The organism is Streptomyces sp. BBFR51 (assembly GCF_044591655.1).
Classification (GTDB): domain Bacteria; phylum Actinomycetota; class Actinomycetes; order Streptomycetales; family Streptomycetaceae; genus Streptomyces.
Genome location: NZ_CP172448.1, coordinates 1,707,073 through 1,721,300 on the forward strand (window position 1 = coordinate 1,707,073; position 14,228 = coordinate 1,721,300).

Genomic DNA, 14,228 nt, shown 5'->3' on the forward strand with positions numbered 1-14,228 from the left:
ATGGGGGCATGAGTGACTCCTCCCCCGCCCGCCCCGCCGCGCCCGTCCTCGACGTCTGGTGCGAGCTCCAGTGCCCGGACTGCCACACCGCTTTGGAAGATCTCCGTGCCCTGCGCGCCCGGTACGGCGACCGCCTGGAGGTCCGGCTGCGGCACTTCCCGCTGGAGAAGCACAAGCACGCCTTCGCCGCCGCGCAGGCCGCCGAGGAGGCCGTCGCCCAGGGCATGGGCTGGCCGTACGCCGAGGCCGTCCTGGACCGGGTCGCGGAGCTGGACCGTGCGGGCGAACCGCTCCTGGTGGAGGTGGCCCGGGAACTGGGACTGGACGCGGAGGAGTTCGACACGGCGCTCATCGACGGCCGGCACATCCTGATCGTCGACGCCGACCAGGCCGAGGGCAAGGCCATCGGCGTGACCGGCACCCCCACGTACGTGATCGGCGGCGAGCGCCTCGACGGCGGCAAGAGCCAGGAAGGGCTGCGCGAGCGCGTCGAGGAGATCGCGGACCGGCTGCTGGCCGGGCAGCGGGACTGAAGGGCGCACCGGACCCCGCAACGGCCAGGTACACGTACTACAAGCCGCTACTGCAGCGGCTTGTAGTACGTGTACCGCGTGGTTTCGTAGCCGAGTGACTCGTAGAGCCGCTCGGCCGCGGTGTTCCCCGCGAAGACGTTGAGGCCGATCTGCGAGCGGCCGGCGGTGATCGCCTGCCCCTCGGCCACCAGCATCAGGGTGCGGCCGTGGCCCCGGCCCCGGTGGGCCGCGTCGGCCTCGACGTCGAAGACGAAGGCCCGGTCCTCCCGCAGTGCGAGCCACAGGACGCCGACCCGCTCGCCCTCGTGCTCCAGCACGCTGAACAGCATGTCCTCGGTGGCCGGCCCCCGGGGCAGCAGCGTCTCGTGATCGCGGCGGGCCTTCGCGTACGCCTCGGCCTCGGGCACGCCCCGCTCGATCCAGGTCCGGGCGTACTGCTCCGACTCGTGCGCGAGCCAGGCGGCGAAGTCGTCCGGTGTCATGGGCCGTGCCCGGCTGCCCGCGGGCAGGGCGGGCGGGGTGTCGCCGAGCGGCTTGGTCATGCCGCGGTTGCGCAGGACGTAGCCGAGCGCCTGCGCGAGCCGCACGCCCGCCTCGGCGTCCCCGGCGACGGCCGTCTCGATCTGCCGGCAGCCCCAGCCGCGCGCGACCTCCTCGGCGGCGAGCGCGGCCACCGTGCCCCGGCCGCGCCGGCGGTCCGGCTCGTCGATGTGCAGCCGGCGGATCACGGCCACCGAGTCGCCGAGGGCGGGCGAGGTACCGAGGTGCAGCACGCCGACGGGTCGGCTGTTCACGCACACCTGGTAGTGGCGCGAACGCGTCCCGTCGGCGGCGCGCTGGAGCGGCTCGGTCGGCCGCAGGGTCGTGGTCATCACGGCAGTTCTACCCAGCGCGGGCGGGAACGGCAGCCGAATATCGGCGGGTTACGGGTCCAGGTCGTTCCCGGACCGCTCCTCGAAGATCCGCATGGCCTTGGCGGTCACCGGTCCCGGGGCGCCCGGCAGTTCGCGGTCGTCGACGCGGTGCACGGCCTGTACGTCGCGCAGTGTGGAGGTCAGGAACACCTCGTCGGCGCGGTCCAGGACGTCCAGCGGGAGGTCGCTCTCGCGGGCTCCGGTCCACTCGGCGGCCAGCGCGCGGGTGATCCCGGCGAGGCAGCCGGAGGCGAGGGGCGGGGTGTGGATCTCACCGTCGAGGACGACGAAGACGTTCGACCCGGTGCCCTCGCACAGCTGCCCCACCGTGTTGCCGAACAGCGCCTCCGAGGCGTCCCGTTCGCGGGCGCGGGCCAGGGCGACGACGTTCTCGGCGTAGGAGGTGGTCTTCAGGCCGGTGACCGCGCCGCGCTCGTTGCGGGTCCACGGCACGGTGATCACGGCGGTGGAGTCGGGGCGCCGGCCGGTCTCGCCGAGGGCGACGACGAGGGTCGGGCCGTGCTCGCCGCGGTCGGAGCCGAGCGGGCCGTGGCCGCCGGTGTAGGTGATGCGCAGCCGGCCCAGCGGCATCGGGCCGGCGTCGATGACGGCGGCGCAGGCGCGGCGCACCTCGTCGAGGTCGGGGTCGGGCAGGCCCAGGCCGCGGGCCGAGCGGGTCAGCCGGTCCAGGTGCCGGGTCAGCGCGAACGGCCTGCCGTCCACCGTCTTCACGGTCTCGAAGATGCCGTCGCCCACGGTCAGCCCGTGGTCGAGGACGGAGACGCGGGCGGACTCGATGTCCGTGAGCCCACCGTCGAGCCAGATCTTCACGTCGTCAGCGCCTCTCCACTTCCGTTCACCTCGTACGCCCCCGACGCTACCGCGAGAAGCCGGGACGCCTTCAGTTCGGTCTCCCGCCACTCGCCCTCGGGGTCGGAGCCCCAGGTGATGCCGGCGCCGGTGCCGAAGCGCAGCCTGGACGCGGCCCGGTCGATCCAGAAGGTTCGGATGCCCACGGCCAGCTCTCCGGTGCCCCGGTCGGCGTCGACCCAGCCGATGCCGCCGCAGTAGGGGCCGCGCGGCGCGGTCTCCAGCGCGTCGATGATCCGCAGGGCGCTGGTCTTGGGCGCGCCGGTGACGGACCCGGGCGGGAAGGCCGCGTCGAGCAGGTCCGGCCAGCCGGCGCCCGCGCACAGTTCGCCGCGCACCGCGGAGACCAGGTGCACGAGGCCCGGGTGCTTCTCGAGCGCGCACAGGTCCGGCACCGTCACGCTGCCCGTGGCGCAGACCCGTCCGAGGTCGTTGCGGACCAGGTCCACGATCATCACGTTCTCGGCGTAGTCCTTCTCCAGGAGGTCGGCCTCGGTCCGCCCGGTGCCCTTGATCGGCCCGGACTCGACGGTCCGGCCGTCCCGGCGCACGAACAGCTCGGGCGACGCGGTGGCGATCTCCACGCCGTGCCCCGGCAGCCGGATCGTGCCGGCGTACGGCGCCGGGTTGCCGCGGGCCAGCAGGGCGGTGAGCGCGTCCACGTCGGCGTCGGGGTCGACGGGCGCCGAGAGCACCCGGCAGAGGTTGGCCTGGTAGACCTCGCCGGCGGCTATGTGCTCGCGGATGCGCCGTACGGCGGTGATGTACGCGGCGTGTTCGAGGGAGGACGTCCAGTCATCGACGGCGGGACCCCGCCACCTTCCCGGCGTGGGCGCCGGCACCGGCTCCGTCCGTACGTCCGCGAAGCGTGCGCAGGTCAGACCGCCCTCGAAGTCGGCACTGACGGCCCAGAAACCCTCGGAGTCGAGGGCCGCGGGATCGCTCGTGACGTCGAGGAGACGGGTGGCGAGACGGTCGCCGAAGCGGGCGAGGGGAGGGAGGTCGAGCACGTGACCGAGTCTAGGCCGGTGTCCCCGAGGTGACCCGAACGTGTCCTTCCGGGTGCCCTGACCAGGTTCGCGACCGTACGCACCGCAGCACGCTGCACAAACGCGTTTTTGTGCTGGCCCCGGAATCCGCTAGAGTTCATCACGTCGCCGGGCCGCGCGAGCGGGCCGCACCGACAGGCGGACGTAGCTCAGTTGGTAGAGCGCAACCTTGCCAAGGTTGAGGTCGCGAGTTCGAACCTCGTCGTCCGCTCGCGGGAACAGAGGACCTCCCGGGTCCTCTACACTCCTGGTGGAGTGGCCGAGAGGCGAGGCAACGGCCTGCAAAGCCGTCTACACGGGTTCAAATCCCGTCTCCACCTCCAAGGACGATTAGCTCAGCGGGAGAGCGCTTCCCTGACACGGAAGAGGTCACTGGTTCAATCCCAGTATCGTCCACTGGTCCGCAAGGATCACCGATCCGTATGGATCTCCGCGCGATTAGCTCAGCGGGAGAGCGCTTCCCTGACACGGAAGAGGTCACTGGTTCAATCCCAGTATCGCGCACGCCGCACACGTATCACGCTGCACTCGCATCACTCCCAGGACGATTAGCTCAGCGGGAGAGCGCTTCCCTGACACGGAAGAGGTCACTGGTTCAATCCCAGTATCGTCCACACCGCCCGAAGCCCCCGGCCGTCTCGTACGGCCGGGGGCTTCGTCGTGTGCGGGCTCGTCCGGACGAGCCCGCACACCGTGGGTCAGCTGGAGAAGAGCATGCGCCCGAAGCCCTTCTGACGGTGGTGGCCGTAGTGACCGTGGCCGCCGTGCGGAGCGCCCCAGGCCGGAGCCTGAGCGGCCGGGTACGCCTGCGGCGCGGCGGGCGGCGGCGGAGCGGGCTGGGACCACTGGGCCTCCAGGCGGGTCAGCGACTCCAGCTCGCCGTAGTCGAGAAAGATGCCGCGGCAGCCGCTGCACTGCTCGATCTGAACGCCGTTGCGGTTGTAGGTGTGCATCGGTGCGTGACACTTGGGGCACTGCATGCTCGGCTCAACTCCTCGCCGGTCGGTCCTGCTTCGCGTATCGCCAGGACAGACTCTGTCCGGCCGCAGGTCGGTTGCACCCTACTTCGCGGAACTTCGGCTCAACTCCGCGGGGCGCGGGGCCGGACGCCGGCCATCCGCGCGCAGGCGTCGACCAGGGACCGCTCCACCTCGTCCAGCGGCCGGTCCGCCCGGGCCGCCTTGGTGACGGCCCGGGCGGCGGTCTGCGCGGTGAGGGCGCGGGCCGGGACGTCCAGGGCGGGCCAGGGGTCGCCGTCGGCGGGGACTGCGGGTCCGCCGGCGGCGCGGTAGGCGGTCAGGAAGCGGTGCCACTCGTCGGGCGGGAGGAGTCCGCAGGCGTACCAGGCCGCCGGGCGGGCCAGGTCCCAGGCCGGGACGCCGGTGCCGAGGTCGTCGACGTCGATGAGCAGCCAGGGCCCTTCGGGGGCGGGGTGGCGTATGAGCTGGCCGAGGTGGAGGTCGCCGTGGCAGAGGGTGGTCGTGTCCGGCATGGCGCCCTCGCCGCGCGCCCAGGCGGGGAGAGCGGCCCAGGCCGCCAGTACGGGCGCGGTGGCCGGGTGGTGGGGTGCGGTGCCCCGGAGGCGGGTGAGGGCCTGGGCCGCTTTGGCGGGGCCGCGCATCGCGGGTACGGCCGTGGGGGGCGTGGTGCGGTGGAGGCGGGCGAGCAGACCGGCGGCGGCCTCCCACGGCGCCGCGTCCGGATCGTCGGGGTCCACCGGGGCGCCGTAGGGCCAGTAGGTGACGAGCCGCCCGTGCAGGAGGACGGGGGTCGGGGCCAGCGGGGGCAGGAGTACGCCGGGGAGCCGGGCGGCGACGGTGACACGGCGGGACAGCCCGGCGGGGTCGGCGTCCGCCGCGTGGGCCTTGGCGACGGTGCCCGCGTGGCGGACGACGGTGGCGTCGGGGCGGTCGGCGAGGGTGGCCGCGCCGCAGGGACAGGCCGGGGCGTGGGCGTGGGCCGTTTCCCTGACGCGGGCCTTGAGGGCGGGGAGGAGGGCGTCCGTTGTCACGTGGTGAGGGTACGCAGGGGGTGTGCGGCAGCCGTCCGCGCGGCCGTCTCCGGGGGCCCGGGGACGGCCGCGGGCTCGTGGCGGCAAAAGCAATGCCGGCGCAGCTCCCCAGCTGCGCCGGCATTTTGCCGTCCGCCGCACCCCCGTCCCCACGGGGTTTCATGGATGGATGTCCCCGCCCGGACCGCTCTTCCGGGCCTGGGGTCGCCGCTCAGCGCCCCAGCACCACACCCACGGACGACGCCTGTGTGGCCACTGTCTCCCACCCGTCGAAGACGAGGAGGAGCAGGACCGCCAGGGGAAGGGCCATGAGCGTCGCCACCGCGGGGTGGCGGCGGCCCTGACGGCGGCTTTCCCGTGTGCGGACCAGCGTCCGCGGAACCGTCTGGGCCATGGTCCCTCTCCTGACCGTTTCGTTGTCTCGTGCAGCGGCGGGTGTCTGACCTCGGGGGACGAGTGCTGCACCCGCCGCTTGACCTCAAATCTATGCGTCCGGCGATCGCCGGACGTCATGCCCTCGTACCGATTGCCGGGCCTCCCGGAGGATGAGCCATGACCTGCCGAGTACTCCCCTGGGTGGAGACCGCGTCCCAGGTCTCGGGGTCTTCCCGGACGGGGTGCCCACCGTGCCCCGGTATCTCCTTGCTGTCCGGTGACATCGCTCACTTCGGCCTGCTCCCCGCAGGCCCCCGTCCCCGCCCCGTGCGCCACTCCTCCCTCCACCGTGGCCGAGGTGCGCGGCGCCGACCAGGCGTCTTCCGCCGTCTCCACCCGGAGGTCCTGCGCCGGTCCAATCCCCGCGCCGGGGCGGCCGGTTGGGATCACCGCCGATGCGGGTCCGGCCCGCTCACGCGTTCGCTGACCGCCCCTCAACTCTCCCACCGGGCACTGACAATCCGTCGTCCCGAGAGGGCGCGGCCTCTGCGCGCGGGCGGCCGGGGAAACGTAAGCTGTGGCTCGTCACAGGGACCGGGCAGCGGGGATGAACATGGCGATGATGCGCCTGAGGCGCGAGGACCCGCGCGTCGTCGGCTCGTTCAGGCTTCACAGGCGGCTCGGCGCGGGTGGAATGGGCGTGGTCTACCTGGGCTCCGACAAGAAGGGGCAGCGGGTCGCGCTGAAGGTCATCCGGCCCGACCTGGCCGAGGACCAGGAGTTCCGGTCCCGGTTCGCGCGCGAGGTCTCGGCGGCCCGGCGCATCCGGGGCGGCTGTACCGCGCGGCTGGTCGCCGCGGACCTGGAGACGGACCGTCCCTGGTTCGCCACGCAGTACGTGCCCGGCCCTTCCCTGCACGACAAGGTCGCCGACGGAGGCCCGCTGGCCGCGGCCGACGTCGCGGCCGTGGGCGCCGCGCTGTCCGAGGGTCTGGTCGCGGTGCACGAGGCGGGGGTGGTGCACCGGGACCTGAAGCCGTCCAACATCCTGCTGTCCCCGAAGGGGCCGCGGATCATCGACTTCGGCATCGCCTGGGCGACGGGTGCCTCCACGCTCACCCACGTCGGCACGGCGGTCGGCTCCCCCGGGTTCCTCGCGCCGGAGCAGGTGCGCGGGGCCGCGGTCACACCGGCGACGGACGTCTTCTCGCTCGGGGCCACGCTGGCGTACGCGTCGATGGGCGACTCGCCCTTCGGGCACGGCAGTTCCGAGGTGATGCTCTACCGCGTGGTGCACGAGGAGGCGCAGCTGCACGGCGTCCCGGACGCCCTGGCGCCGCTGGTGCGGGCGTGCCTGGCCAAGGATCCCGAGGAGCGGCCCAGCACCCTGCAACTGTCGCTGCGGCTCAAGGAGATCGCCACCCGGGAGGCCCAGGGCGTGGCCGACGTACGGCCGCCCGCGCCGCGCAGCGCCGAGGCGGACCTGCCCACGGGGCGGCTCGCCGACACCTACCCGGAGCGGGCCCAGCGACGCCCGCAGGGCCGGCCGGGCACGCCGGGCACTCCCGCACCGAGGAACACGTCGGGGTCGCGGGGACCCGCGCCCCGGGGCGCGGGTACGCCGCGCGGCGGCGCGTCCTCGCGGGGCGGCGGCACCGGAGGGCGGTCCTCGTCCAGGCCCACGCCCGTCTCCCGCGACGGCAACGGCAACGGCCGGAACACCCCCCGCACCAACGGCGGCGGTCGTCCCGCGCCGCGCAGCGGGGCCGGTCGTCCGGCGCCGAGGACCACGGGGGGCGGCTGGCGGCGGCCCGCCAATCCGCGGCTGCTGCGGCAGCGCCTGTTCGTGTTCGTGGTGGTGACGCTGCTGGTGGCGCTGGGTATCGCCGCCGCACAGGGCTGTCAGGGGCCGTCCCGCGGCCTCGGTGGCGAGCGGGACGGCGTACGGGCAGCGCGGCAGCTGGAGCGGGTGGACGTGCGGGACGAGGTCCCCGGGTGGCGGGCGAGCGGACTGTAGCGGCCGGGGCTTCGCCGGCGGCCCGCCGGGTGGGAGGGTTCTACGCCGGGGGGCGTCCCGCCGTCACCGCGTAGAAGGCGACCGCCGCCGCCGCGCCCACGTTCAGGGAGTCGACGCCGTGGGACATCGGGATGCGGACCCACGCGTCGGACGCGGCCAGGGCGCGCCGGGACAGTCCGCTGCCCTCGGCGCCCAGCATGAGGGCCACCCGGTCCATGCGGTGCGGGGCGACCTCGTCGAGGGGCTCGGCGCGCTCGTCCGGGGTGAGGGCGAGGAGCGTGAAGCCCGCCTCGCGGACCGTCGCCAGACCGGCCGGCCAGGTGTCGAGGCGGGCGTAGGGCACGGAGAAGACCGCGCCCATCGAGACCTTGACGCTGCGCCGGTACAGGGGGTCCGCGCAGTCCGGGGAGAGCAGGACCGCGTCCATGCCGAGGGCGGCGGCGGAGCGGAAGATCGCGCCGATGTTGGTGTGGTCGTTGACGGACTCCATGACGACGACACGGCGGGCGGTCGTCAGCAGGTCCGCCACGGTGGGAAGGGGCTTGCGCTGCATCGAGGCCAGCGCGCCGCGGTGCACGTGGTAGCCGGTGACCCGTTCGGCGAGCGCCGGGTCGACGACGTACACCGGGGCGGGGGCCTCGTCGATGACGTCGCGCATGGTGTCGACCCACTTGGCGGACAGCAGCATCGAGCGCATCGTGTAGCCCGCCTCGCCGGCCCGTCTGATGACCTTCTCGCCCTCGGCGATGAACAGACCCTCGGCGGGTTCGCGTCTGCGGCGCAGTTCGACGTCGGTCAGGCCCGTGTAGTCGTGCAGGCGCGGGTCGTCCGGGTTCTCGATCGTGAGGAGTTCGCCCATGTCACGCGGTCCCGTGCGGGCCTACGGCGACGACCTGGCCGACGACGATGACGGCGGGCGGCCTGACCTCGTGCTCGACGACCGTGCCGGCGACCGTGGCGAGGGTCGCGTCCACCCGGCGCTGGGCGGCCGTCGTGCCCTCCTGGACGAGGGCGACCGGGGTGTCGGGGGACCTGCCGTGCGCGACGAGGGTCTCGGCGATCTTGCCGATCTTGTCGACGCCCATGAGGATCACGAGCGTGCCGGTGAGCTTGGCGAGCGACGGCCAGTCGACCAGTGAGCGCTCGTCGTCGGGGGCGACATGGCCGCTGACCACGGTGAACTCGTGGGCGACACCCCGGTGGGTGACCGGGATGCCGGCCGCGCCGGGGACCGAGATGGAGCTGGAGATGCCGGGCACGACGGTGCACGGGATGCCCGCCTCGGCCAGCGCCTGCGCCTCCTCCATGCCCCGCCCGAAGACGAACGGGTCGCCGCCCTTGAGCCGTACGACCGACTTGCCCTGCCTGGCGTGCTCGATCAGCGCGTTGTTGATGGCCTCCTGGGCCATGTACCGGCCGTACGGGATCTTCGCCGCGTCGATGACCTCGACGTGCGGGGGCAGTTCGGCGAGCAGGTCGCGGGGGCCGAGCCGGTCGGCGATGACGACGTCGGCCTCGGCGAGCAGACGCCGCCCGCGGACGGTGATCAGGTCCGGGTCGCCGGGGCCGCCGCCGACCAGGGCGACTCCGGCGCTGCGGGTGCGGTGGTGCGGGGCGACGAGGGTGCCGTCGCGCAGGCCCTCCACGACCGCGTCGCGGATGGCAGCGGTGTGGCGGGGGTCGCGGCCGCGCGCGTCGGTGGTGAGCACCGCGACGGTGACGCCCTCGCTGTGTCCGGTCGCCGGGGTCCAGGCCGTGGCCCGGTCGGCGTCGTCGGAGCGCACGCACCACACGCGGTGCCGCTCGGCCTCGGCGGATGCGGCGTCGTTGGCCGCGGTGTCGCTGGTGGCGATCAGGGCGTACCAGGCGTCCGCGAGGTCGCCTTCCGAGTACGGGCGCCGCTCCCAGGTGAGCTCGCCCGCGTCCGCCATCGCCTCGACGGACGGGGTCGCCTCCGGGGACACGAGGCGGATGTCGGCGCCCGCCGCGATCAGGGCGGGCAGGCGGCGCTGGGCGACCTGTCCGCCGCCGAGGACGACCACGCGACGGCCGGCGAGGCGGAGGCCTACGGGGTAGGCGGGGTGTTCGGCCATGAGGGAGGGCTCCTCGTCCTGGCGGTGCGGTGGGCGCTGCGGCTCTGGAGCGGCCCTGACGTGGCTGGGGTGGTGGGGTGTCGAGGTGTCTGACGGGTCTGATGTGTCTGACGGGTCTGATGTGTCTGACGGGTCTGATGTGTCTGACGGGTCTGACGTGTCCGACGTGTCTGACGTGTCTGACGTGGGGATACGTGCGGATTCTAGGAGACGGGCGGGGACGGCACGAGACGCGTCCGGCATACGGCGGGGGGGTGGAACGGCGGCGGGGGGTAGCCGCCGCGCCGCTCCTCCCCCGCCGCCGGGGCCACTACTTCTCGGTGACTCCCGCCGAGTCGAACGTCGCCACCTCGTGCATCGCCCGCGCGGTGCTCTGCACCATGGGGAGCGCGAGCAGCGCGCCGGTGCCCTCGCCGAGGCGGAGGTCGAGGTCGACCAGCGGGCGCAGGCCCAGCTTGTTGAGCGCGGCGACATGACCGGGCTCGGCGCTGCGGTGACCGGCGATGCACGCCGCGAGGACCTCGGGGGCGATCGCGCGGGCCACCAGGGCGGCGGCGCCGGCGCTGACGCCGTCCAGGATCACCGGCGTGCGCAGGGAGGCGCCGCCGAGCAACAGACCGACCATGGCCGCGTGCTCGAAGCCGCCGATCGCCGCGAGGACGCCGATCGGGTCGGCCGGGTCCGGCTGGTGGAGTTCGAGGGCGCGGCGGACGACGTCGGTCTTGCGGAGCAGCGTCTCGTCGTTGATGCCGGTGCCACGGCCGGTCACCTCGCCCGGGTCCACGCCGGTGAAGACCGAGATGAGCGCGGCGGACGCGGTGGTGTTCGCGATGCCCATCTCGCCGGTGAGCAGCGCCTTGTTGCCGGCCGCCACCAGGTCGCGGGCGGTCTCGATGCCCACCTCGATGGCCTGCTTGGCCTCCTCGCGGGTCATCGCGGGGCCGGTGGTCATGTCGGACGTGCCCGCGCGGACCTTGCGGGGCAGCAGGCCGGGCGTGGCGGGCAGGTCGGTGGCGACACCGACGTCCACGACGCACACCTCGGCGCCGACCTGGGTGGCGAAGGCGTTGCAGACCGCGCCGCCGCCCAGGAAGTTGGCCACCATCTGGGCCGTGACCTCCTGCGGCCAGGGGGTGACGCCCTGGGCGTGCACGCCGTGGTCGCCGGCGAAGACCGCGACGGCCGCGGGCTCCGGGATGGGCGGCGGGCACTGTCGGGACAGCCCGGACAGCTGCGCGGAGATGATCTCCAGCATGCCGAGCGCGCCGGCCGGCTTGGTCATGCGCTTCTGCCGCTCCCAGGCCTCGCCGAGCGCCTTGGCGTCCAGCGGGCGGATCTGCGCGACGGTCTCGGCGAGCAGGTCGTGCGGCGCCTCGCCGGGCAGGGCACGCCGGCCGTACGTCTCCTCGTGCACCACCCAGGACAGCGGGCGGCGCTTGGACCAGCCGGCCTGCATCAGCTCGGGCTCGTCCGGGAACTCGTCGACGTACCCGACGCACAGGTAGGCGACGATGTCCAGGTGTTCGGGCAGACCGAGGGCGCGGACCATCTCGCGCTCGTCGAAGAAGCTGACCCAGCCGACGCCGAGGCCCTCGGCGCGGGCGGCGAGCCACAGGTTCTCGACGGCGAGCGCGGAGGAATACGGCGCCATCTGCGGCTGGGTGTGCCGGCCCAGCGTGTGCCGGCCGCCGCGGGTGGGGTCGGCGGTGACGACGATGTTGACCGGGGTGTCGAGGATGGCCTCGATCTTCAGTTCCTTGAACTGCTTGGCCCGGCCCTTGGGCAGCGACTTCGCGTACGCGTCGCGCTGACGCATCGCCAGTTCGTGCATCGCGCGGCGGGTGTCGGCGGACCGGATGACGACGAAGTCCCAGGGCTGCGAGTGGCCCACGGAGGGCGCGGTGTGGGCGGCCTCCAGGACCCGGAGCAGCACCTCGTGCGGGATGGGGTCGCTGCGGAAGCCGTTGCGGATGTCACGGCGTTCGCGCATGACCTTCAGTACGGCCTCGCGCTCGGCGTCGTCGTAGGCGGGTGCCGCCGGGCCGGTGGGCTGTCGTGGCTCCGCGACCGCTGCCGTACTCACGTCGAGCGGGTCTTCCCACGTCGCGGGTACTTCCTGGGACGCGTGCGCTCCGTGGGGCTCTTGGGCCGCGTCGGCCGCTTCGCCGGCGTGGTCCTCCTGGCCGGCGCCGCGGGTGTCCAGGTCGTCGGCGTTCTGGGCCACTTCGGGGTCGGCCTCGCGGGGCGCGGGCACCGCGGCCACCGGGTCGGCCGACGCCGGTTCCTCGGCGACGGCCGGCGGTGCCTGGGCCTTTGGCGGGACCAGAACGGCCTCGGGCGGCGTGGGCGCGAGGTGCGGGGTGGTGGGCACCTGACCGCCGTCGACCGGCATGAACCGGCCCACGGGCCGGCCGGGCTGCGGTTGCGGGGCGACCGGGGCCTGCGCGGGCACCGGCTCCGGTGCGGCGGTGCCGGCGGGCGGCGTCGCGTCGGTCGCCACGGGCTCTGGCGTGCTGTCGGCCACGGCCACTTCCTGCGGTACGTCGGCGTCCATGAGGGACTGGGGGCCCTGAGCGGGCTGCGGTGCGTGCGGGGCCGGGGGGTGCTCGGCGGTGGGCTGGACGTCGGGCCGGGCCTCGGCGACGGGCTCGAGGGGCGGCTCGGACTCGGCATCCGGCTCGGGCTCCGGCTCGACGACCGGCTGCGGTGCGGCTTGCTCCGGGGCAGCCTGGACGACCGGCTGAGGTGTGGGCGCCTGCGGGTCGGCCTGGAGATCCGGCTGGGGGGCCGTGGCCTGGGGCGCGGGCTGGACGTCCGGGTGCGGGTGGGGCGCCTCCTCCGGTACGGGCTGCGGCGCCACCGGCTGGGGGTGCGCGGGCTGCTCCTGTACCGGCGTGGGCTGCTGTACGGGCGTGGGCTGCTCCTCGCCCTCCGGGGCTTCCGGTGTTTCCGGGGCCGGGGCCGGCACGGGTTCGGCGACCTCCGGTCCGGCGGCGTCGGGGGCGGCCGCTCCCGGTTCTCCGACGACCGCGGACGCGTCCGGTGCCTGGACGGCTTCGGGCTCGGGGGCCTCGGTGGCGTCGGCCACCCGGGGCTCCTCGAGCCCTTCCGGCGCTTCCTCAGGGGTCGGCTGCTCGGCGACCTCGTGGAACTGCGGGGCCTCGTGCATCGCCGGGGCCTCTGGGAGTCGGGGGGCCTCGTGGGCCTCCGCGACGTCCTGGGCCTCGACTTCTTGAACGGGCTCGGTCACGGGCTCCGCGGTGGCCGCGACAGGCTCGGTCGCGGGCTCCGCGGAAGCCGTCTCGGGAGCCGGGACGGCTTCCGGCGCGGCCTCGGGTGCGGGCGCCTCGTCCGGTTCCCCGGACTCGCCCTCGCCTGCGGTCACCCCGCCCGTCGCCGCCACGGCCTCCGTCGCCACGCGGGTCACCAGCGCCTGGGCCGCGCCCACCGGCTCGGGCACCTGGTCCGGTACCGGAACAACCGTTTCCGCATACCCGGCCCCGGCACCCACCGGAGCCTCGTGTGCCTGCGGCGCCGTCTGTGCGCCCCAGGGTGCCGCCGCCTGCGGAGGCATGGCGGCGGCCTGCGGAACGTCGAGGTACTCGGGGCCGGCGGTCGGCGGGCCCGGGTGCCGTACCGGCGCTCCGGCGGGGCCGCGGTCGGCGAGGGATCGGACCGGGCTCGCCGAGGTGTCGGGGATCGGCGGACCGAGGTGCAGGGGTCTGCGCGACGGGACCGGGGCGGACGCGGGGTCCGGCGCCGGGTCGGGCAGGCGGACGCCGCCGAGGTCGACCGAGCCGCTGTCGCGGCCGGACATCTCGTGCGGGCCCGGCTGGTGCACGGTCTCCACGACCGGCTCCGGCGCCGGCGGCGCGACCTCGTTGCCCCATGCACTCTGGGCTCCCGGCAGCAACAACAGGTCCTCGTCCTCGGCGGTGGCCTCGGAGAGGTAGGCGTACGCGCCGGGTGCGGGGACTCCCGGCTGCTCCGCCATGCCTGCGTTCTCCGGCAGCCCCTCGCCCGGGATCTGGCCGGTGTCGGTCATGCGTAACCCCTCGCCCATCGGTTAGTGCTTCTACGACCAGCTCACCCGGGACGGCGCACCGACCGCCCGTAGTGAAGAACGAGCGTGCGTGCCGAGCGGCACGAACGACCCGCAGGAAAAGACGACAAAGCCATTGAGTGGCATTGTCGCGGGCGTTCCCCCGCCACGACAGCTTGATCCGCGACGGCCCGCTGTGGACTGCGCCACGTTGCGCGTCCTCCGGTTCTGCCGTACCACACCCGGCCCAGAAGGAGCGGGTTTTTACGGACATTGACCGACGAATTGCCGGGTGCCCGAGTGCGGTACAACAATCCGCCAGCC

General features: G+C 74.2%; 11 protein-coding genes and 5 tRNA genes. 7 read left to right on the forward strand and 9 right to left on the reverse strand.

The genetic code is table 11. The annotated features are described in order from the left end of the window. Positions 1 to 8: 8 nt before the first annotated feature. Complete coding sequence (locus ACGH7X_RS07670; RefSeq protein WP_399882905.1) at positions 9 to 533, forward strand: DsbA family protein; 525 nt, start codon at positions 9 to 11, stop codon at positions 531 to 533. 47 nt (positions 534 to 580) lie between these two features. Here ACGH7X_RS07670 and ACGH7X_RS07675 read toward each other — a convergent pair whose 3' ends face one another. The 3 genes from ACGH7X_RS07675 to ACGH7X_RS07685 are packed head-to-tail and all read right to left on the reverse strand — an operon-like array spanning position 581 to position 3,327. Continuing rightward, a complete protein-coding gene (locus ACGH7X_RS07675) occupies positions 581 to 1,405 on the reverse strand; it encodes a GNAT family N-acetyltransferase (RefSeq protein WP_399882907.1) in 825 nt (274 codons plus the stop codon). A gap of 51 nt (positions 1,406 to 1,456) precedes the next feature. Beyond that, on the reverse strand, positions 1,457 to 2,278 hold the full coding sequence (locus tag ACGH7X_RS07680; RefSeq protein ID WP_399882909.1) for an aminotransferase class IV: 822 nt from the start codon (positions 2,276 to 2,278) through the stop codon (positions 1,457 to 1,459). Next, on the reverse strand, positions 2,275 to 3,327 hold the full coding sequence (locus ACGH7X_RS07685; RefSeq protein ID WP_399882911.1) for a chorismate-binding protein: 1,053 nt from the start codon (positions 3,325 to 3,327) through the stop codon (positions 2,275 to 2,277). The genes ACGH7X_RS07680 and ACGH7X_RS07685 overlap by 4 nt, the downstream gene beginning before the upstream one ends. Positions 3,328 to 3,504: 177 nt before the next feature. On the opposite strand from ACGH7X_RS07685, the gene ACGH7X_RS07690 reads away from it, so the two are divergent. From ACGH7X_RS07690 to ACGH7X_RS07710, 5 genes are all read left to right on the forward strand, one after another. Continuing rightward, positions 3,505 to 3,577: transfer RNA gene (locus tag ACGH7X_RS07690), tRNA-Gly, on the forward strand. A gap of 38 nt (positions 3,578 to 3,615) precedes the next feature. Then, positions 3,616 to 3,689, forward strand: a tRNA-Cys gene (locus ACGH7X_RS07695). A 1-nt stretch (position 3,690) separates the two neighbouring features. Continuing rightward, positions 3,691 to 3,762, forward strand: a tRNA-Val gene (locus ACGH7X_RS07700). A 36-nt stretch (positions 3,763 to 3,798) separates the two neighbouring features. After that, positions 3,799 to 3,870 (forward strand) — tRNA-Val (locus ACGH7X_RS07705). 38 nt (positions 3,871 to 3,908) lie between these two features. Beyond that, a tRNA-Val gene (locus ACGH7X_RS07710) sits at positions 3,909 to 3,980 on the forward strand. 84 nt (positions 3,981 to 4,064) lie between these two features. On the opposite strand, the gene ACGH7X_RS07715 is transcribed toward ACGH7X_RS07710, so the two are convergent. The 3 genes from ACGH7X_RS07715 to ACGH7X_RS07725 form a co-directional block, all read right to left on the reverse strand. After that, positions 4,065 to 4,346, reverse strand: a complete 282-nt coding sequence (locus ACGH7X_RS07715) for a zf-TFIIB domain-containing protein (protein ID WP_399882913.1) — start codon at positions 4,344 to 4,346, stop codon at positions 4,065 to 4,067. A gap of 101 nt (positions 4,347 to 4,447) precedes the next feature. Beyond that, entirely contained in the window at positions 4,448 to 5,377 is a 930-nt protein-coding gene (locus tag ACGH7X_RS07720; RefSeq protein WP_399882915.1) for a phosphotransferase, read from the reverse strand. A 211-nt stretch (positions 5,378 to 5,588) separates the two neighbouring features. After that, positions 5,589 to 5,771 carry a hypothetical protein gene (locus ACGH7X_RS07725; protein ID WP_007443462.1) on the reverse strand — a complete coding sequence of 61 codons (183 nt, stop codon included), beginning with the start codon at positions 5,769 to 5,771 and terminating at the stop codon, positions 5,589 to 5,591. A gap of 588 nt (positions 5,772 to 6,359) precedes the next feature. On the opposite strand from ACGH7X_RS07725, the gene ACGH7X_RS07730 reads away from it, so the two are divergent. Continuing rightward, positions 6,360 to 7,769, forward strand: a complete 1,410-nt coding sequence (locus ACGH7X_RS07730) for a protein kinase (RefSeq protein WP_399882918.1) — start codon at positions 6,360 to 6,362, stop codon at positions 7,767 to 7,769. Positions 7,770 to 7,809: 40 nt separating this feature from the next. On the opposite strand, the gene ACGH7X_RS07735 is transcribed toward ACGH7X_RS07730, so the two are convergent. From ACGH7X_RS07735 to cobT, 3 genes are all read right to left on the reverse strand, one after another. Then, positions 7,810 to 8,628 carry a TrmH family RNA methyltransferase gene (locus ACGH7X_RS07735; RefSeq protein WP_399882920.1) on the reverse strand — a complete coding sequence of 273 codons (819 nt, stop codon included), beginning with the start codon at positions 8,626 to 8,628 and terminating at the stop codon, positions 7,810 to 7,812. Position 8,629: 1 nt separating this feature from the next. Then, entirely contained in the window at positions 8,630 to 9,862 is a 1,233-nt protein-coding gene (cobA, locus tag ACGH7X_RS07740; RefSeq protein WP_399882922.1) for a uroporphyrinogen-III C-methyltransferase, read from the reverse strand. A 310-nt stretch (positions 9,863 to 10,172) separates the two neighbouring features. After that, positions 10,173 to 13,907 carry a nicotinate-nucleotide--dimethylbenzimidazole phosphoribosyltransferase gene (cobT, locus tag ACGH7X_RS07745; RefSeq protein WP_399882924.1) on the reverse strand — a complete coding sequence of 1,245 codons (3,735 nt, stop codon included), beginning with the start codon at positions 13,905 to 13,907 and terminating at the stop codon, positions 10,173 to 10,175. Positions 13,908 to 14,228: the final 321 nt, after the last annotated feature.

What these genes read in the sequence shown, in the direction of transcription:
- ACGH7X_RS07675 (WP_399882907.1), bottom strand. Translation starts at nt 1,405, where the DNA reads ATGACCACGACCCTGCGGCCGACCGAGCCGCTCCAGCGCGCCGCCGAC.
- cobT (WP_399882924.1), bottom strand. Translation starts at nt 13,907, where the DNA reads ATGACCGACACCGGCCAGATCCCGGGCGAGGGGCTGCCGGAGAACGCA.
- cobA (WP_399882922.1), bottom strand. Translation starts at nt 9,862, where the DNA reads ATGGCCGAACACCCCGCCTACCCCGTAGGCCTCCGCCTCGCCGGCCGT.
- ACGH7X_RS07670 (WP_399882905.1), top strand. Translation starts at nt 9, where the DNA reads ATGAGTGACTCCTCCCCCGCCCGCCCCGCCGCGCCCGTCCTCGACGTC.
- ACGH7X_RS07730 (WP_399882918.1), top strand. Translation starts at nt 6,360, where the DNA reads ATGAACATGGCGATGATGCGCCTGAGGCGCGAGGACCCGCGCGTCGTC.
- ACGH7X_RS07735 (WP_399882920.1), bottom strand. Translation starts at nt 8,628, where the DNA reads ATGGGCGAACTCCTCACGATCGAGAACCCGGACGACCCGCGCCTGCAC.
- ACGH7X_RS07725 (WP_007443462.1), bottom strand. Translation starts at nt 5,771, where the DNA reads ATGGCCCAGACGGTTCCGCGGACGCTGGTCCGCACACGGGAAAGCCGC.
- ACGH7X_RS07715 (WP_399882913.1), bottom strand. Translation starts at nt 4,346, where the DNA reads ATGCAGTGCCCCAAGTGTCACGCACCGATGCACACCTACAACCGCAAC.